Origin of the sequence: Bacillus atrophaeus (assembly GCF_039519175.1) — a bacterium.
GTDB classification, from domain to species: domain Bacteria; phylum Bacillota; class Bacilli; order Bacillales; family Bacillaceae; genus Bacillus; species Bacillus atrophaeus.
In genome coordinates this window covers 825,026-842,965 of record NZ_CP154443.1, presented here as the reverse complement: position 1 = coordinate 842,965, position 17,940 = coordinate 825,026, and the positions used below count along the sequence as shown (strand labels likewise).

The following is a 17,940-nucleotide window of genomic DNA, read 5'->3' as shown; positions in this document are numbered from 1 at the left end:
GATGAAGAAGATATTTGAAGCCCTGAATTGGGCTTCTTCTTATTTAACTGAAGCGGGCAGAGACCGGAATGCGGCGGAGCTATTGTTAATGAATGATATTGGAATGGACCGCAGCAAGCTGTTCGCCAGTCTGCAGGACCCGATCAGCGAAGACGAGCTGTACCGATTCAAACGTCACGTGGAGATGCATAAAGAAGGCGTTCCCGTTCAATATATCATAGGGAAAGAAGACTTTTATGGCAGAGTGTTTATCGTGAATGATGATGTACTGATTCCCCGTCCTGAAACTGAGGAAGTTGTCCTTCATCTTCTTGAAAAACAGAAGCGGGTATTTCCGGAAGGCGAACCGTTACGTGTCATTGATGTAGGCACCGGGAGCGGGGCGATTGCCGTCACACTCGCACTTGAAAATAAACACTTTTCCGTTTCAGCAATTGATATATCAAAAGAAGCATTGCAGATTGCAGCCGAGAACGCAGAACGGCTGGGGGCGAAAGTCGACTTTTTTGAAGGTGATTTACTGGAGCCATTTATTAAAGAGGGAAAAAAAGCGGACATCATCGTATCAAACCCGCCATATATTTCGGAAGAAGAAATGGCGGACTTATCGAATGTCGTTCGTTTCCATGAACCTCTTCATGCACTGACAGACGGGGGAGATGGTTTGAGATTCTACAAGCGCTTTATGGAAGATATTCCGCGTGTGATGAATGACAAAGCACTTGTTGTCTTTGAGATCGGCTGGAAACAGGGAGATGCGGTCAAAGAGATGTTTCTGCGCACCTTCCCGAATGCGGAAGTAGAAGTGTTGAAAGACATTAATGGAAAAGACAGAACAGTATGCGCGTTGATTCAGAAGTCTGAGTAAATCTATTTCGAAAGCTTGCCGGCTATGTCCAATAAACGGACGCAGCCTGCAAGCTTTTTTTAATAAGGGAAGTTTGTTTACAAAAAAACAAGGAATGTAAAGTAGAGCAGGGGAATTGTGGTTTTTTGCCAATCAGTTTCATACAATGAAACGAAACCTTTCCTATGAAAGGAGAAATGCGGAATGAAGAAGGCCTTTGCGGCGGGTATTGTTCTTGCGGGCATTGAGGTGGGCATCGGCTTTATATTGAGGGACAGCATGTCATTTCAATCTATATTCGGAACGGGAGCTATTATTTTCATTGCAATAAGTATCATAACATCTGGATTGGCTGTCGGCGGAATGCAGCAAAGAGCCAATTATCACTCAGAAACAAAAGAAGGCCGAGATGCGCGTTTTAAGATCGCTCTCACCTTTTTAGGGATAGCGGTGCCTACTATCATCTGCTATCTTATTTTTTTCCTCATATAACTGTGGGTGAGCAGGGAAGCCTGTCATACTCAGGCTTCTTTTTTCTCTCCCAACACAGAATCCCAAAACCAATAAACAACAGCCGTTAAAACCCCGAATAGATAGAATGCTTTATTTTGCAGCAGGGGCGGCTGGTCGGCTGATTGCAAGACGGAAAAGATGATGCCGTTGGCCACGAAAGCCGCTGCGAGATAATAGAGCAAATATAAGGGACTGAACCGCTTCGGCTTTTTATTCAGCACAACTTGAAGCGGAAGCGCAAAAACCAAATAAGGAAATAAAAAATAAAATGCCATCGTCACAAGAGCGGCGATCACAAACGCTTGAACATAAACGACAGAATAGATAACGGACATTGTAAAAGCCGACAGAAGCAGCACGTAACTAAATTTCATCATAAACCTCCTATTAAAACTATATCGTACCATATTTGATCATAAACGAAGAAAAAGCAGATTAAAAGCTTACTAGATTTTTTCTTCCCGGTTTGTTTAAACTCTCTCCTTCTTGACCATAATAAGGCTAGAGGATCAAAGTACGGAGAGGAACGGTGGGGACCGATGAAGAAAACAATTATGATCTTTGTATATATATTTCTCTTATTAACAGGAGCACTTGTGAATTTGGGAAAAGAAGAAACCGCACAAGCATCCAGTAATGAACCGGTTGTCATACCGGATGAAGCGATCCGGCTGAGAATATTGGCAAACAGTGACAAAGACAAAGACCAAGAATTAAAACGGCATATTCGAGACGCGGTGAATAAAGAGATAACAAAATGGGTAAAGGATATTACATCTATAGAAGAAGCACGGAGACTCATCCGCTCAAAGCTGCCTGAAATCAAAAACATTGCTAAAGAGGAGATGAAAAAAGAAGGCGCTCATCAACAGCTATCGGTCGATTTTGATAAAATCTCGTTTCCGACCAAGCTCTACGGCAATATGGTTTATCCGGCAGGCGAATATGAGGCCATCTTGATTACTCTTGGCGAGGGAGAGGGCGCCAATTGGTGGTGTGTTCTATTCCCGCCGCTATGTTTCCTTGACTTTTCAAACGGGGAAGCCGTCCAAGAACAAGAGGATAAGAAAGCTGAGGAAGAAGCTTCAAAAGAACAGACAGAAAAGGCCCTTGATGATTTGACAGCGAAAGCGGAAAAAGCAGAAAAATCGCAGGATGACAAAACAGAAGATGATACAGAAGTGAAGTTTTTCCTTGTTGAATGGTTTTCTGATCTATTTTCTTGATAGAACAGGTATAAAATCATTTTCACCTCATAGATTGAAAGAAAGAGACGTAATAAACGGGGTGAGAGCATGTTTTATCAATTACGGGCAGCGAGAGAAAAGGACGGGGAAATGATTGAGGCGTTTTTAAAGCAGGCGGGTACCAATCACACAGGTGTGAATAAAAGCAAAACACGGTTTATCATCTTAGAAGACAGCGCGAAACAAATTGCCGCCTGTCTGGGAATGGAGAACTTCAGCAAGGGGAAAGGCCTTCTTCGCTCACTCGTCATATCGGACAAGCTCAGCCAAAGCCATATTGTGACTTTGTTTCAAAGCATGGAGGTACTCTGTGAAAAACACGAAATCAAAACCGTATACCTGATCGCTAATCAGCATTCATCAGTGGATTTCCTGCAGGTTATGGGGTTTACACAAGCCGACAGTGTGCCGGAAGAACTCTATGACTCAGATCATTTTCGTGAATCTCTGCAAACAGAGGGATCGATTTTAATGATAAAAACATCAGCATAAGCCGATTTATACACATACTTATCCACTTCTTCCTCAGCGTTGTCCACAATTTGTGGATAACGCTTGTTTTATTGAAGGACATCTTTTATACTTTCAAAAGGATTAAACGTGTGATAATAAAGTTTTATTGTTGTGAATAAGGAGTTTGGTTATATATGAAAACGAAAAGATGGACTGTGGATGTACATGATAAGTTATCCACAAAAGACCCACAGATTGCACAGGCAGCTGATTTACTGCGGCAAAATGAGGTTGTGGCATTTCCGACAGAGACCGTCTACGGACTTGGAGCAAATGCAGAAAGCACAGAAGCGGTCATGAAAATTTATGAGGCGAAAGGACGGCCGAGTGATAATCCCCTGATCGTTCATATTGCAGACATCAGCCAGCTTGATCGCATAGCCGGACCTGCATCGGAAAAAGCAAAGAAACTGATGAAACAGTTTTGGCCCGGAGCGCTTACTCTTGTATTGCCGTGTAAACCCGGCGTGCTTTCCCCGCGTGTGACGGCAGGCCTTGAAACAGTGGCGGTGAGAATGCCGGACCATCCGCTTGCGCTTGCTCTCATCCGCTCATCGGGGCTGCCGATTGCGGCACCGAGCGCCAATTTATCCGGGAAGCCAAGTCCGACAAGAGCGGAGCATGTTGAGCATGATTTAAACGGGCGGATCGCCGGAATTATAGATGGAGGAGCCACTGGGCTTGGCGTGGAATCGACCGTGATTTCGTGTTCGGAAGATATGCCGGTTCTGCTTCGGCCGGGCGGAATTACCAAGGAGCAGATTGAAGAAGAAATCGGTGAGGTTCTTGTGGATAAAGGGCTTACTGAAAAAGAAGAGACACCGATTTCTCCCGGCATGAAATATACGCACTATGCGCCATCTGCGCCGCTTGCGGTCACCGAAGGAAATGCAGAGCGCATTCAGGCTCTTGTCAGGGAATATCAGCAAAGCGGAAAACGAGTCGGCGTGCTTACCACAGAAGAACGCGCGGATATCTATGAAGCTGATTTTGTGAAGAGCTGCGGCAGGAGAGATCAGCTTGAAACAGTAGCCGCCTCGTTATATGACGCGCTGCGGAGCTTTGATGAAGTAAAGGTTGATTTTATTATAGCTGAAGCATTTCCAAATACAGGCGTTGGCCACGCCATCATGAACAGGCTGATGAAAGCTGCCGGAGGCAAAGTTATTCACTAATACAGACAAGGGTTCTATCCTCTTTTGGACACGCATAAGCTAAACAAGCGGGCATGTCCGAGGGGGTTATGTATGTAATGGCGGGTATCTTTGTAGGGGAACTGCTCACCTTAAGCATGATGGCATTTGCGCTGGGTATGGATGCTTTTTCAGTCGGTCTCGGGATGGGTATGATCAAACTTAGAAAACAGCAAATTTTTCATATCGGGCTGATCATCGGTCTCTTTCACGTCATCATGCCGCTCGTCGGAATGGCGACGGGCAGGTTCTTATCCGGCGCTCTGGGCGTGCTGGCTATCTATATCGGAGGTGCCCTGCTGTTAATGCTGGGGATCCAGATGATGCTGGCATCTTTTAAACAGTCGGAAGAACGGCTGATTTCACCTGAGGGGCCGGGTTTATTGATATTTGCAATCGGTGTCAGTCTCGACAGTTTTTCAGTCGGTTTGAGCCTGGGGATATATGGATCGAAACCGATCGTGACCATTGCGCTGTTTGGCTTGTTCAGCATGGTTCTGACATGGGTTGGGCTGCTGGTCGGAAAAAAAGTGCAGTCATGGCTCGGCTCCTACAGTGAAGCGCTTGGAGGAGCGATATTAATCGGATTTGGCCTTAAGCTGCTTTTGCCAATTTAATATACATAAAAAAAAGAAACGAAATCGCCGTTTCTTTTTTTCTTCATTTATAATAGTAGAATAAGGGGTGACTGAGATGAACATCATATTTGTTTGTACAGGAAACACGTGCCGCAGTCCGATGGCTGAGGCGCTTTTTAAATCAATTGCAGAAAAAAAGGGTCTTGATGTTACCGTCCGTTCTGCCGGCGTCTTCGCTTCGCCAAACGGAAAAGCATCACCCTATGCGATAGAGGCGCTGTTTGAAAAACACATCGCGCTCAATCACGTGTCCTCACAGTTAACGGAAGCAGATGTGGAAGCGGCTGATCTCATTTTGACGATGACCAATCAGCACAAACAGCTGATCATCAATCAATTCGGTTCACACAGTGACAAAGTATTTACCATTAAAGAGTATGCGGCGGGCGTTGACGAAGATGTAACGGACCCTTTCGGAGGAACGCTTGAAGTTTATCGGCGGTCAAGAGATGAGCTGGAAGATTTATTGAATCTGCTGGCTGAACAATTGCAGAAAAACAAAGACAGATAATTTGTCAGAAAATCTGCAAACAAGTCATTTGCAAAACCTCCGTGAAAGAGTAGAATAAAGGCAATATCACACGCTGGGAGGAAAAGCTGATGAAAGTAGCCATAGCATCAGATCATGGCGGCGTTCAAATTCGAACCGAAATTATAAATCTAATGCAAGAAATGCAAATTGATTATATTGATATGGGATGTGACTGCGGCAGCGGATCAGTCGATTACCCGGATTATGCTTTTCCGGTAGCGGAAAAAGTCGTAAACGGTGAAGTTGACAGAGGCATCCTGATTTGCGGGACGGGGATTGGAATGAGCATCTCCGCCAACAAGGTCAAAGGCATCCGCTGTGCTTTGGCGCACGATACATTCAGTGCGAAAGCGACGAGAGAACATAATGATACAAATGTACTCGCCATGGGGGAGCGTGTTATCGGCCCTGGCTTAGCGCGCGACATTGCGAAAGTTTGGCTTACGACTGAATTTACCGCAGGACGCCATCAGACTCGGATCGGCAAAATCTCAGATTACGAAGAGAAAAACCTGTAGGGGTGCAGCTCAATGAGTGAGATGAAGCAAACATGGACGGCGATGCTCTCTGAATTTCAGGAAAAAGCAATGCTGAAAAAGAATCAGCTTCTTGTGCTGGGCTGCAGTACAAGCGAAGTGGCGGGCAGGCATATCGGCACCTCCGGAAGCGAAGGCATTGCTGAGGATATTTACAGCGGCCTTTATGAGCTTCAGCAAAACACGGGAATCCGACTCGCTTTTCAGTGCTGTGAGCATTTAAACAGAGCGCTTGTGGTGGAAGAGGAAACGGCTGAGCTGTACAGGCTTCCCGCTGTTTCTGCCGTACCCGTACCGAAAGCCGGCGGAGCAATGGCTTCCTATGCTTTTAAACAGATGGCATCTCCAGTCTTGGTGGAAACCATTCAAGCTGATGCCGGCATAGACGTCGGCGACACATTCATCGGCATGCATCTCAAGCCTGTGGCCGTACCCGTTCGCATCTCGAAAAACCAGTTCGGCGCAGCTCATGTGACACTGGCGCGTTCAAGACCGAAGCTGATCGGCGGTGTTCGGGCCGTTTATGAATGTGAATAATAAGAAGTGTTTCACAATTCTAAAAACGGTCGGGTTTCGAACTATAATAAGGATTTGAAGTAATAACATTCGGTTTTACCAGAAAGAAATTGTGTTTTTTCAAAATAATCTTTTACATTCACCTGAAAAACCATGTACAATAGTGGTGGCAAAACATAAAGAAATGGAAACGGATAGGAGAGGATCTCGCTGATGAAACATTTACCTGCGCAAGATGAACAAGTTTTTAGTGCTATTAAAGATGAGCGTAAACGTCAACAGACAAAGATCGAATTGATTGCTTCTGAAAACTTCGTAAGTGAAGCAGTAATGGAAGCACAAGGATCTGTCTTAACTAATAAATATGCGGAAGGCTATCCAGGCAAACGCTACTATGGAGGCTGTGAGCACGTAGATGTCGTTGAGGACATTGCACGTGACCGCGCGAAGGAGATCTTTGGTGCGGAACACGTAAACGTTCAGCCGCATTCAGGCGCACAAGCAAACATGGCTGTTTACTTCACGATTTTGGAGCATGGCGATACTGTACTTGGGATGAACCTCTCCCATGGCGGTCATTTAACTCACGGAAGCCCTGTGAACTTCAGCGGCGTTCAATACAACTTTGTAGAGTACGGTGTAGATAAAGAAACTCAATATATTGATTACGAAGATGTACGCCAAAAAGCTCTTGAGCATAAGCCTAAACTTATCGTAGCCGGAGCGAGCGCTTATCCTCGCACGATCGACTTTAAGAAATTCCGTGAGATCGCAGATGAAGTCGGCGCTTACGTGATGGTGGACATGGCTCACATCGCAGGACTTGTAGCTGCAGGCCTTCATCCGAACCCGGTTCCTTACGCTGATTTCGTAACGACAACGACTCATAAAACACTTCGCGGACCTCGCGGAGGAATGATCCTTTGCCGCGAAGAGTTCGGCAAAAAGATTGATAAGTCGATCTTCCCGGGAATCCAAGGCGGACCGCTTATGCACGTTATTGCTGCGAAAGCCGTTTCTTTCGGTGAAGTATTAAAAGACGATTTCAAAACATACGCTGAAAATGTCATCTCTAATGCAAAGCGTCTTGCTGATTCATTAAATAAAGAAGGCGTGCAATTGGTATCAGGCGGAACTGACAACCACTTGGTGCTTGTTGATCTTCGTTCCCTTGGCCTAACCGGTAAGGTTGCGGAGCATGTGCTTGACGAAATCGGCATTACATCAAATAAAAACGCGATTCCGTATGATCCGGAAAAACCTTTCGTAACAAGCGGTATCCGTCTTGGAACAGCAGCTGTAACAAGCCGCGGTTTTGACGGAGAAGCATTGGATGAAGTCGGAGCCATCATCGCGCTTGCATTGAAAAACCACGAAGATGAAGGAAAACTGGAAGAAGCAAGACAGCGCGTCTCCGCTTTGACAGAAAAATTCCCTCTATATAAAGAGTTAGACTATTAAAATGCAGAAACCCGCCGGCAATGAGCCGGACGGGTTTTTTTACGATGTTCTTGAAACTCGCTGTCTTTTTTTGTAGAATCAATAGAAGTGTGAAATTGTCACTCGGGACAATAAAAAAGGAGCTGAAACACAGCATGGGAAAGGTTTATGTATTTGATCATCCTTTAATTCAGCATAAGCTGACATATATTCGAAACGTAGAAACTGGCACAAAGGATTTCAGAGAGCTTGTGGATGAAGTTGCCACTCTTATGGCCTTTGAAATTACACGTGATCTTCCTCTACAGGAAGTGGACGTTAGAACACCGGTTCAAGCTGCAAGATCGAACGTCATCGCGGGGAAAAAGCTTGGAATCGTCCCTATACTGAGAGCGGGGCTTGGGATGGTTGACGGTATATTGAAGCTTATTCCTGCCGCAAAAGTGGGACATGTCGGTTTATACCGCGATCCAGAAACCTTAAAACCTGTTGAATACTATGTGAAGCTTCCTTCAGATGTGGAAGAGCGTGAGTTTATCGTTGTTGACCCTATGCTTGCCACAGGAGGTTCTGCCGTAGAAGCAATCAACAGCCTCAAAAAGCGCGGGGCGAAAAATCTTCGCTTTATGTGTCTGGTTGCAGCGCCTGAGGGTGTTGAAGAATTGCAAAAGCATCATTCGGATGTGGACATTTACATAGCCGCCCTTGATGAAAAATTGAACGAAAAAGGATATATTGTCCCTGGTCTTGGTGATGCGGGAGACAGAATGTTCGGAACGAAATAATGAAAGAAAACCCAAATGGGTTTTCTTTTTTTATCCATTTTTTTGATATTCGGGTAGCTCTTATACATTTATAGGTGAAATTGTGAACATTCTGTGTAGGCTGTTGTTATAAAAAGTTTTTTAACTTTAAACAGATTGACACATGTTGGGGGCTATTGTATGCTAAACGAGGGTATTATGAGAAGGTTTTCATAGCTTTCATTATAGTATTCGTCCTCAATATAAATCCTCCTAGAAACCCTTGTTAATGAGGATTTATAAAAGCGAACGAAACAGCATCCTTGCAAGACTTCAGGTCATGCTGGCGGATGAATGATTTTTTCGAACAGGACCGTTTTTTCCGAGCGAAAAAGGGTCTTCTACTAGGGTTAACCGCTGATATTGCCGTATCCAAGATACACATTACTTTTTCATCAGGAGACAGATAGTCGATGGACGATCCCAATCTTACATTCAGCAGACAACGAAAATATCTATTCATCATGTTAGCAGTCTATGTACTGGGTTACGGTTTTACAGCATATAAAACCATATTCTTAGGCTTGATTCTCGGGACTGGTTTCAGTTTGTTTAACCTTTGGCTTCTCATCAGAAGAATGAATGCTTTTGATAAAGCCGTCGCAAAAGGAAAGACCATACGATCTCTTGGGAGCGCAGCGCGGTGGTGCAATGCGATTCTCGCTGTGGCCATTGCTTACAAGTATCCCCAAAATGTTCATATGGCAAGCGTAATTATTGGATTAATGACGATTTACCCTGTCATTATGATAGATTCCTTTATCCAGCTTAAACGTTCATCAATGGAAGAGAGGTGAAAACCCTTTGAATCATGAATACAGAACTTATGAGTTTCTCGGTTTAACTTTCAATTTAACAAACGTTCTTATGATTACTGTGGCGAGTGTGATCGTGTTTTTAATCGCTTTGCTTACGACACGCGCGCTTTCAATCCGGCCAGGAAAAGCCCAGAATTTTATGGAATGGATTGTTGATTTTGTCCGTAATATTATTGGCAGTACAATGGATTTGAAAACAGGAGCTAACTTCTTGGCCCTCGGTGTCACTTTGCTGATGTACATATTTGTATCAAATATGCTGGGGCTGCCGTTCTCTGTTACAATCGGACACGAGTTATGGTGGAAATCACCGACAGCAGATCCGGCCATTACACTGACTCTTGCCGTTATGGTTGTTTCATTAACCCATTATTATGGGGTGAAGATGAAGGGATTAAAGGAATACAGCAAGGATTACTTAAGACCGGTTCCGCTTTTATTCCCGATGAAGATTATTGAAGAGTTTGCAAACACGCTGACTCTCGGCTTGCGTCTTTACGGTAACATATTTGCCGGTGAAATACTTCTCGGACTGCTTGCGAGTATGGCAACGAGCTTCTACTCGAACAGTGTGTTGCTCGGCTTGGTTGGAACAATCGGAGCGATTATTCCAATGCTTGCATGGCAGGCGTTCAGCTTGTTCATTGGTGCCATTCAGGCGTTTATCTTCACGATGCTGACAATGGTATACATGTCTCACAAAATTAGTCACGATCACTAAAACATTATATCCAAATGGATAACATTTTAAAGGAGGAACTTTTTCATGAATTTAATAGCAGCTGCGATTGCAATTGGTTTAGGCGCACTTGGTGCAGGTATTGGTAACGGTTTGATTGTTTCACGTACGGTAGAGGGAATTGCCCGTCAGCCGGAAGCAGGTAAAGAACTTAGAACTCTTATGTTCATGGGTATCGCTTTAGTTGAAGCCCTTCCTATTATCGCTGTCGTTATCGCATTCTTAGCGTTCTTTGGCTAAGCATGAAAGCCTTATATGAACTAAAAATGGCGAAGATCATTCCAAGAGAACCTTCGCCATTGCTTTATGTCTGATAAGCGCCGACTGGCTGCCGTCAGCAAAGAAAAACCTGCAGAAGGGAGTTGCCGTAGTAGATGTCTCAATTACCACTTGTGTTAGGAGCCGGTATTTCGTTTAACGGCGGAGATATCCTGTTCCAACTGATCGCAATGTTAATTCTATTAGCGCTCTTAAAGAAATTCGCTTTAGGGCCGCTTTTAAACATAATGAAACAACGTGAAGACCATATTGCGGGAGAAATTACGTCCGCTGAACAAAAAAATGAAGAAGCGAAGCAGCTTATTGATGAGCAGCGCGTTCTTCTAAAAGAAGCGAGACAAGAATCCCAAACGCTTATCGAAAATGCGAAGAAACTTGGAGAGCAGCAGAAAGAATCCATTATTTTGGCTGCCCGCGAAGAATCTGAGCGTTTGAAAGAAGCAGCAAGAACGGAGATCGTAAAAGAAAAAGAACAAGCGGTCGCCGCTCTTCGCGAGCAAGTCGCGTCACTTTCTGTCATGATTGCATCGAAAGTCATTGAAAAAGAACTCGACGAACAAGCTCAAGACCAATTGATTCAGGATTATCTTAAAGAGGTAGGAGAAAGCCGATGAGTGGATCTGCTGTCTCTAAACGCTATGCATCAGCTCTTTTCGACATTGCGCTTGAGTCCTCTCAAATCAATGAAATAGAAGAAGAGCTTAAAGTTGTAAAAGAAGTGTTCCAAAACGAAAAAGCATTAAATGATGTATTAAACCATCCGAAAGTGCCGGCTGCGAAGAAAAAAGAGCTGATTCAAAATGCTTTTGGTTCTGTCGCCCAGCCTGTGCTGCATACAATCTTTCTTCTGATTGACCGTCACCGGACTTCGATTGTGCCTGATCTCACAGACGAGTTTGTGAAGCTGGCGAACAAGGTACGCCAGACTGAAGATGCGATTGTATACTCGGTAAAACCGCTGACAGATGCGGAAACTGCATCATTATCTCAAGTATTTGCAAAAAAAGCCGGAGTCGCTTCACTCAGAATCAGAAATGAAGTGCAGACGGATTTAATAGGCGGCGTAAAAGTCCGCATTGGAAACCGGATTTTTGACGGCAGTGTAAGCGGAAAGCTTGAACGCATTGAACGTCAACTTGCTGGTGAAATTCGATAGAAGGGGTGAAACCTAAGTGAGCATCAAAGCTGAAGAGATTAGCACGCTGATAAAGCAGCAAATTCAAAATTATCAATCTGAGATTGAAGTTCATGACGTAGGTACTGTCATCCAAATCGGTGACGGTATTGCCCGCGTACATGGCCTTGACAATTGTATGGCCGGTGAACTTGTCGAATTTTCAAACGGTGTTTTGGGAATGGCTCAGAACCTTGAAGAATCAAACGTAGGTATCGTTATCTTAGGACCTTACACAGAAATCCGTGAAGGAGACGAGGTCAAAAGAACGGGCCGCATCATGGAAGTTCCGGTAGGGGAAGAATTAATCGGGCGTATTGTGAATCCATTAGGACAGCCTGTTGACGGACTTGGTCCGATTTTAACAAGCAAGACTCGTCCGATTGAAAGCCAGGCTCCTGGTGTAATGGATCGTAAATCCGTTCATGAACCGCTTCAAACCGGTATTAAAGCGATAGATGCTCTTATTCCGATCGGCCGCGGCCAGCGTGAGCTTATCATTGGAGACCGCCAAACAGGTAAAACATCTGTAGCGATTGATACGATTTTAAATCAAAAAGATCAAGACATGATCTGTGTGTATGTTGCGATCGGACAAAAAGAATCAACAGTCCGCGGCGTTGTAGAAACATTGCGTAAACACGGCGCTCTTGATTATACAATCGTTGTAACGGCATCTGCGTCACAGCCGGCTCCGCTTCTGTACCTCGCACCGTATGCAGGGGTTACAATGGGAGAAGAATTCATGTATAACGGCAAGCACGTTTTGGTTGTATATGATGATCTTTCTAAACAAGCGGCTGCTTACCGTGAGCTGTCCTTGCTTCTTCGCCGTCCTCCGGGCCGTGAAGCGTTCCCTGGAGACGTATTCTATCTTCATTCACGTCTGCTTGAACGTGCAGCGAAGCTTAGTGACGCGAAAGGCGCGGGTTCAATTACAGCTTTGCCATTCGTAGAAACGCAAGCCGGAGATATTTCAGCTTACATTCCTACGAACGTTATTTCTATTACAGACGGACAAATCTTCCTGCAATCCGATTTGTTCTTCTCGGGTGTTCGCCCGGCAATCAACGCCGGATTGTCTGTATCACGTGTCGGCGGTTCAGCTCAAATCAAAGCGATGAAAAAGGTTGCAGGTACATTGCGTCTTGATCTAGCTTCTTATCGTGAGCTGGAAGCATTCGCTCAATTCGGATCAGACCTTGATCAAGCGACTCAGGCTAAACTGAACCGCGGTGCGCGTACAGTTGAAGTTCTGAAGCAGGATCTAAACAAACCGCTTCCGGTTGAGAAGCAGGTTGCAATTCTTTATGCGCTCACAAAAGGATATCTTGATGATATTCCTGTAGCGGATATCCGCCGTTTTGAAGAAGAGTACTACATGTACCTTGATCAAAACCATAAAGAACTGCTTAACGGCATTTCCCAAACAGGAAATCTTCCGGCAGATGAAGAATTCTCTGCCGCAATCGAAGGTTTCAAACGTACATTCGCACCAAGCAACTAACAGGCATGTTTATGAGAGAAAAAGGTTCTCTTTTTCTCTCTTTTTACGCAGATGAAGAAAAAAGGTGGTGAAATCTTTGGCCTCATTACGCGATATAAAGTCAAGGATCACGTCAACGAAAAAAACAAGCCAGATTACAAAAGCCATGCAAATGGTATCTGCTGCAAAGTTGAATCGTGCTGAAAACAATGCAAAATCGTTTGTTCCTTATATGGATAAGATCCAGGAGGTTGTTTCAAACGTTGGGCAGGGATCCGGAAGTGTAAATCATCCGATGCTTGTCAGCAGAGAAGTGAAGCGGACTGCGTATTTGGTCATCACATCTGACCGGGGACTTGCAGGAGCTTTTAACAGTTCTGTTTTGCGTAACGCATACCAGGCGATTCAAGAGCGCCATCAGTCAAAGGATGAATATACGGTTATCGTGATCGGAAGAGTAGGCCGCGATTTCTTTAAGAACCGCGGAGTTCCGATTATTTCTGAATTAACCGGACTTGGTGATGAAGTCACATTCACTGAAATTAAAGATTTGGCGCGTCAAACGGTGCAAATGTTTATTGATGAAGCATTTGATGAACTGCATTTGTTCTACAACCATTATGTCAGTGCGATTTCCCAAGAAGTGACGGAGAAAAAGCTTTTGCCGTTAACTGATTTAGGCGGCGGAGGCAAAAGAACGGCTTCATACGAATTTGAACCGTCTGAAGAGGAGATTCTGGAGGTTTTGCTTCCTCAATATGCAGAAAGCTTAATTTTCGGAGCGCTTCTTGACAGTAAAGCAAGTGAGCATGCTGCGAGAATGACGGCGATGAAAAGCGCGACTGATAATGCGAAGGATCTTATTGATTCCCTTTCACTGTCATATAACCGTGCACGCCAAGCAGCCATCACTCAAGAGATTACGGAAATTGTCGGCGGTGCATCTGCCTTAGAATAGAGATTTTGTCAGGAGGGATAGCGATGAAGAAAGGACGCGTTAGCCAAGTAATGGGACCTGTCGTTGACGTACGTTTTGAAGACGGTCACTTACCTGAAATATATAATGCGATTAAAGTTTCACAACCAGCAACAGGTGAAAATGAAGTAGGCATCGATTTAACGCTAGAGGTCGCACTTCATTTAGGCGACGATACTGTACGTACGATTGCGATGGCATCTACAGACGGTATTCAGCGCGGAATGGAAGCGGTGGACCAAGGTTCTCCTATTTCAGTGCCGGTTGGTAATGTAACATTGGGACGTGTATTTAACGTACTCGGAGAAAATATTGATTTGAATGAACCGCTTGCGGCAAACACGGAGAAAGATCCGATTCACAGACAAGCTCCGTCATTTGATCAGCTTTCTACAGAAGTGGAAATCCTTGAAACAGGTATTAAAGTTGTTGATTTGCTTGCTCCTTATATTAAGGGCGGTAAGATCGGATTGTTCGGTGGAGCCGGTGTAGGTAAAACCGTATTGATCCAGGAATTGATCAACAACATCGCGCAAGAGCACGGCGGTATCTCTGTATTCGCCGGTGTCGGAGAGCGTACTCGTGAAGGAAACGACCTTTTCTACGAGATGAGCGATTCAGGCGTTATTAATAAAACGGCCATGGTATTCGGACAAATGAACGAACCGCCTGGCGCACGTATGCGTGTTGCACTTACAGGTCTTACAATGGCAGAGCACTTCCGTGATGTCCAAGGACAGGACGTATTGTTCTTTATTGATAACATCTACCGCTTTACACAAGCAGGTTCTGAAGTATCAGCCCTTCTCGGCCGTATGCCTTCAGCGGTTGGTTACCAGCCTACGCTTGCAACAGAAATGGGTCAGCTTCAAGAGCGGATCACGTCTACAAATGTTGGATCGGTTACATCTATTCAGGCGATCTACGTGCCTGCCGATGACTACACTGACCCGGCGCCTGCAACGACGTTCGCCCACTTGGATGCGACAACGAACCTTGAGCGTAAGTTAACTGAAATGGGTATCTACCCTGCGGTGGATCCGTTGGCTTCTACATCACGCGCCCTTGCTCCTGAAATTGTCGGAGAAGAGCATTATGCGGTTGCCCGTGAAGTACAATCAACGCTTCAGCGTTACAAAGAGCTTCAGGATATCATTGCGATCCTCGGTATGGATGAATTGAGTGACGAAGACAAGCTTGTCGTTCAGCGCGCGCGCCGCATTCAATTCTTCCTATCTCAAAACTTCCACGTGGCTGAACAGTTCACAGGACAGAAAGGATCTTACGTGCCTGTTAAAGAAACCGTACAAGGTTTTAAAGAAATTTTAGCAGGTAAGTACGACCACCTTCCTGAAGATGCGTTCCGTCTTGTCGGACGTATTGAAGAAGTTATTGAGAAAGCGAAAGAAATGGGTGTAGAAGTTTAATCTGGTCCTAGGAGGGTAAAAGCATGAAGACCGTTAAAGTCAATATCGTTACTCCCGACGGCCCAGTGTATGATGCGGATATTGAAATGGTGAGTGTAAGAGCGGAGAGCGGAGAGCTCGGTATTTTACCCGGACATATTCCGACTGTTGCTCCGCTTAAAATCGGCGCTGTCCGTTTGAAAAAAGACGGTCAGACTGAATTGGTTGCTGTCAGCGGCGGATTTGTTGAAGTCCGTCCGGATCATGTTACCATTCTTGCTCAATCTGCGGAGACAGCGGAAGGTATCGACACAGAGCGTGCCCAGGCTGCGAAACAGCGGGCACAAGACCGTTTGAATACACGATCAGATGATACTGACATTCGTCGGGCTGAGCTTGCTTTACAGCGAGCCTTGAACAGATTGGATGTTGTAGGGAAATAAACGAAAAAATCCTTCTCAGTTTGAGAAGGATTTTTTTCTATCGTATAAGAGAGTCAAATAAAGCAAGCAGCGGTTGATGTTCTTTTTTACGCAAATATAAGTTCTCACAGCAATTGGCTGTGTGCCATGTTTTGTTCCCTCTTCTGTATCCCATTGTGTACGCGCCGTCTGTATACGGATATGGGGCTACAACCCATTCCGCGTCGTGATGATGCTTAATGGCGCAATCTATGATATAAATGCTGATCATTTTTTCGAATTCATCAATCGGAAGCTTCCAATCAGCGAGCAGCAGCTCTTGTATACTTTGAAAATAAAGATGTTCCAGCTCTTCAAGGCTTTCTCTTGTATAAGTCAGAGAAATGTTATGAAACTGACACAATTCACTCAGTTCTTCAAGCTGTGACTGTCTATAATCGTAGTAGAATGCGATTGCTTCCCACTCCTGCTCAAATGTCGGCAGGCCTTCACCGTATTGCTTTTCCGGCTGAAAAAAGGAATGATTCACATTATCAGCTCCTCTCGGGAGACATTATACCATGCACAAGAACCGCCGGATAAGCGGTGATTACTCCTAGATATGGTTAAAAATTCTGACAGAACATTCTGAAATGATAAAAGTTATCATCTTTATCTCTGCTTCCTATATAATAAGAAAGGATATACGGAGTGCGGAAATGAATGAAAGGAGATGGGAAATGATGGGCGCATTGGGTCAGCAGGCCGCCATCAGCATTTTGACACATTTGCTGTTTATTGCGATTACTTGGTGGGCGCTGCAAGCCGTTAATTTTGATCCGATGATCCGAAAAGGGAAAGTGGTTCAGGCCAGACTTCTGATCATTCTTCTGACCATTGCGATCGGAACGACAGTCGGCAACTTCTTTTTAGATTATCTCAATTACTCAAAGCAGCTGCCATACCTTTTTTAATGGTTTTGATTGTCGAAATACCGGGTATAAATGGAGAGTTGCTCTCCTGATTTTCCGCGAGTTTTGACGAGTTTTTCCACGTATGCCGCTCCTTATCTCCGGTAACAATGGAGGATAAGGGGAGGAAGATGCGAAATGAAGAAAAAACAAGTGATTCATGCCATTATTTTATCCGTTTTTTTAAGCTTTATGATTGCAGTATTTCACTCGATTCAAGCCAGCGAGTTAAGCCCGCTTGCTCAAATCGCCGAGGGTCTGAAACGCCATGATGTATCAGTTGACGAATGGACATTGCATGCGAAAAAAAATATGGCGCTGTCTGAAAAAGAATTTTATAAAAAAGTGCAACATTTAAAAACCCAATACCGTCAATATCATTGGGAACTGGCAAAGGAAGAGCAAATCGTAAAGGCTGTTGGCACATATACTGACCAAAAAAATAACACAACTTTTAAACTTCAGCTTGTTACTACCCTCAAAAACTTCAACCCGACATCGTATTTACTATATGAGCAAAAGAGTCTTGATACACCGGAAAGCTGGAATGATACATATGAACAGTTTGAACGGCAGGCACTCGACATATTCCAAGAAAAAGTATTTATTTTCACTTGTCTTAAGGGTCATTTAGATGGTAAGATGAATATTGTTTTGCAAAAAAATGCAAATCAATTAGTTAAGGAATTTAAAGCAAAACCTGTTGAAAATGTAGTTGAGCCAAATTTCGTCTCTATTTCTGCATACACCGATGAGTGGAATGATTCCATCATGACACCGGAACACAAAATGAATTTGCAAGTTGCACTTAGAAGTGCGGGAATGGGCGAAAAACATACCGTTACGGTTGGCACACCAATCGTTACGACTGAATATTAATATAGAGAATATTGGGACGCGGAGGGGAATACC

The 17,940-nt window shown here is 44.4% G+C and carries 24 protein-coding genes; 22 read left to right on the top strand and 2 right to left on the bottom strand.

Annotation, left to right across the window (positions count from 1 at the left end):
- Position 1 precedes the first annotated feature (1 nt).
- Both prmC and AAHT65_RS04365 read left to right on the top strand, forming a co-directional pair.
- A complete protein-coding gene (gene prmC / locus AAHT65_RS04370; RefSeq protein WP_343311029.1) occupies positions 2-868 on the top strand; it encodes a peptide chain release factor N(5)-glutamine methyltransferase in 867 nt (288 codons plus the stop codon).
- Between the two features lie 183 nt (positions 869-1,051).
- Positions 1,052-1,339: a DUF5316 family protein gene (locus tag AAHT65_RS04365; protein WP_343311028.1), complete on the top strand. Its 288-nt coding sequence runs from the start codon at positions 1,052-1,054 to the stop codon at positions 1,337-1,339.
- A gap of 29 nt (positions 1,340-1,368) precedes the next feature.
- On the opposite strand, the gene AAHT65_RS04360 is transcribed toward AAHT65_RS04365, so the two are convergent.
- Positions 1,369-1,734, bottom strand: a complete 366-nt coding sequence (locus AAHT65_RS04360; protein WP_003326540.1) for a UPF0715 family protein — start codon at positions 1,732-1,734, stop codon at positions 1,369-1,371.
- Between the two features lie 165 nt (positions 1,735-1,899).
- On the opposite strand from AAHT65_RS04360, the gene spoIIR reads away from it, so the two are divergent.
- The 18 genes from spoIIR to AAHT65_RS04270 all read left to right on the top strand — a co-directional run bounded on the left by spoIIR (position 1,900) and on the right by AAHT65_RS04270 (position 16,099).
- A complete protein-coding gene (gene spoIIR, locus AAHT65_RS04355; RefSeq protein WP_343311027.1) occupies positions 1,900-2,586 on the top strand; it encodes a stage II sporulation protein R in 687 nt (228 codons plus the stop codon).
- Between the two features lie 69 nt (positions 2,587-2,655).
- Complete coding sequence (locus AAHT65_RS04350; RefSeq protein WP_343311026.1) at positions 2,656-3,099, top strand: hypothetical protein; 444 nt, start codon at positions 2,656-2,658, stop codon at positions 3,097-3,099.
- A 155-nt stretch (positions 3,100-3,254) separates the two neighbouring features.
- The gene (locus AAHT65_RS04345; RefSeq protein WP_343311025.1) at positions 3,255-4,295 is read left to right on the top strand and encodes an L-threonylcarbamoyladenylate synthase; all 1,041 of its coding nucleotides are present in this window, start codon (positions 3,255-3,257) and stop codon (positions 4,293-4,295) included.
- Positions 4,296-4,372: 77 nt separating this feature from the next.
- Complete coding sequence (locus AAHT65_RS04340; RefSeq protein ID WP_003326544.1) at positions 4,373-4,930, top strand: manganese efflux pump MntP family protein; 558 nt, start codon at positions 4,373-4,375, stop codon at positions 4,928-4,930.
- Between the two features lie 76 nt (positions 4,931-5,006).
- A complete protein-coding gene (locus AAHT65_RS04335; RefSeq protein ID WP_010790206.1) occupies positions 5,007-5,462 on the top strand; it encodes a low molecular weight protein arginine phosphatase in 456 nt (151 codons plus the stop codon).
- Positions 5,463-5,551: 89 nt separating this feature from the next.
- A complete protein-coding gene (rpiB, locus tag AAHT65_RS04330) occupies positions 5,552-6,001 on the top strand; it encodes a ribose 5-phosphate isomerase B (RefSeq protein ID WP_003326546.1) in 450 nt (149 codons plus the stop codon).
- A gap of 12 nt (positions 6,002-6,013) precedes the next feature.
- On the top strand, positions 6,014-6,556 hold the full coding sequence (locus AAHT65_RS04325; protein ID WP_003326547.1) for a TIGR01440 family protein: 543 nt from the start codon (positions 6,014-6,016) through the stop codon (positions 6,554-6,556).
- A gap of 192 nt (positions 6,557-6,748) precedes the next feature.
- Positions 6,749-7,996, top strand: a complete 1,248-nt coding sequence (gene glyA, locus AAHT65_RS04320; RefSeq protein WP_003326549.1) for a serine hydroxymethyltransferase — start codon at positions 6,749-6,751, stop codon at positions 7,994-7,996.
- A 134-nt stretch (positions 7,997-8,130) separates the two neighbouring features.
- Positions 8,131-8,760 (top strand): uracil phosphoribosyltransferase, encoded by a 630-nt coding sequence (upp, locus tag AAHT65_RS04315; RefSeq protein ID WP_003326550.1) that lies wholly within the window; start codon positions 8,131-8,133, stop codon positions 8,758-8,760.
- Between the two features lie 431 nt (positions 8,761-9,191).
- Positions 9,192-9,575 carry an ATP synthase subunit I gene (gene atpI, locus AAHT65_RS04310; RefSeq protein ID WP_003326551.1) on the top strand — a complete coding sequence of 128 codons (384 nt, stop codon included), beginning with the start codon at positions 9,192-9,194 and terminating at the stop codon, positions 9,573-9,575.
- A 7-nt stretch (positions 9,576-9,582) separates the two neighbouring features.
- Complete coding sequence (atpB, locus tag AAHT65_RS04305) at positions 9,583-10,317, top strand: F0F1 ATP synthase subunit A (RefSeq protein WP_010790202.1); 735 nt, start codon at positions 9,583-9,585, stop codon at positions 10,315-10,317.
- A gap of 45 nt (positions 10,318-10,362) precedes the next feature.
- Positions 10,363-10,575 carry a F0F1 ATP synthase subunit C gene (gene atpE / locus AAHT65_RS04300; protein ID WP_003151167.1) on the top strand — a complete coding sequence of 71 codons (213 nt, stop codon included), beginning with the start codon at positions 10,363-10,365 and terminating at the stop codon, positions 10,573-10,575.
- A gap of 134 nt (positions 10,576-10,709) precedes the next feature.
- Positions 10,710-11,228, top strand: coding sequence for a F0F1 ATP synthase subunit B (gene atpF, locus AAHT65_RS04295; RefSeq protein ID WP_003326553.1), 519 nt, complete (start codon positions 10,710-10,712; stop codon positions 11,226-11,228).
- Positions 11,225-11,770, top strand: coding sequence for a F0F1 ATP synthase subunit delta (locus tag AAHT65_RS04290; protein ID WP_003326554.1), 546 nt, complete (start codon positions 11,225-11,227; stop codon positions 11,768-11,770). Before atpF ends, AAHT65_RS04290 begins: the two co-directional genes overlap by 4 nt.
- Positions 11,771-11,786: 16 nt before the next feature.
- Complete coding sequence (atpA, locus tag AAHT65_RS04285; RefSeq protein WP_003326555.1) at positions 11,787-13,295, top strand: F0F1 ATP synthase subunit alpha; 1,509 nt, start codon at positions 11,787-11,789, stop codon at positions 13,293-13,295.
- A 76-nt stretch (positions 13,296-13,371) separates the two neighbouring features.
- Positions 13,372-14,232, top strand: a complete 861-nt coding sequence (atpG, locus tag AAHT65_RS04280; protein ID WP_003326556.1) for an ATP synthase F1 subunit gamma — start codon at positions 13,372-13,374, stop codon at positions 14,230-14,232.
- 23 nt (positions 14,233-14,255) lie between these two features.
- On the top strand, positions 14,256-15,677 hold the full coding sequence (gene atpD, locus AAHT65_RS04275) for a F0F1 ATP synthase subunit beta (RefSeq protein WP_003326557.1): 1,422 nt from the start codon (positions 14,256-14,258) through the stop codon (positions 15,675-15,677).
- 23 nt (positions 15,678-15,700) lie between these two features.
- Positions 15,701-16,099, top strand: coding sequence for a F0F1 ATP synthase subunit epsilon (locus AAHT65_RS04270; RefSeq protein ID WP_003326558.1), 399 nt, complete (start codon positions 15,701-15,703; stop codon positions 16,097-16,099).
- A 37-nt stretch (positions 16,100-16,136) separates the two neighbouring features.
- On the opposite strand, the gene AAHT65_RS04265 is transcribed toward AAHT65_RS04270, so the two are convergent.
- Complete coding sequence (locus AAHT65_RS04265; protein ID WP_343311024.1) at positions 16,137-16,607, bottom strand: hypothetical protein; 471 nt, start codon at positions 16,605-16,607, stop codon at positions 16,137-16,139.
- 193 nt (positions 16,608-16,800) lie between these two features.
- Here AAHT65_RS04265 and AAHT65_RS04260 point away from each other — a divergent pair, with 193 nt between their 5' ends.
- Both AAHT65_RS04260 and AAHT65_RS04255 read left to right on the top strand, forming a co-directional pair.
- Positions 16,801-17,031: a DUF1146 family protein gene (locus AAHT65_RS04260; protein WP_003326561.1), complete on the top strand. Its 231-nt coding sequence runs from the start codon at positions 16,801-16,803 to the stop codon at positions 17,029-17,031.
- A gap of 135 nt (positions 17,032-17,166) precedes the next feature.
- A complete protein-coding gene (locus AAHT65_RS04255) occupies positions 17,167-17,907 on the top strand; it encodes a YwmB family TATA-box binding protein (protein WP_063638143.1) in 741 nt (246 codons plus the stop codon).
- Positions 17,908-17,940 lie beyond the last annotated feature (33 nt).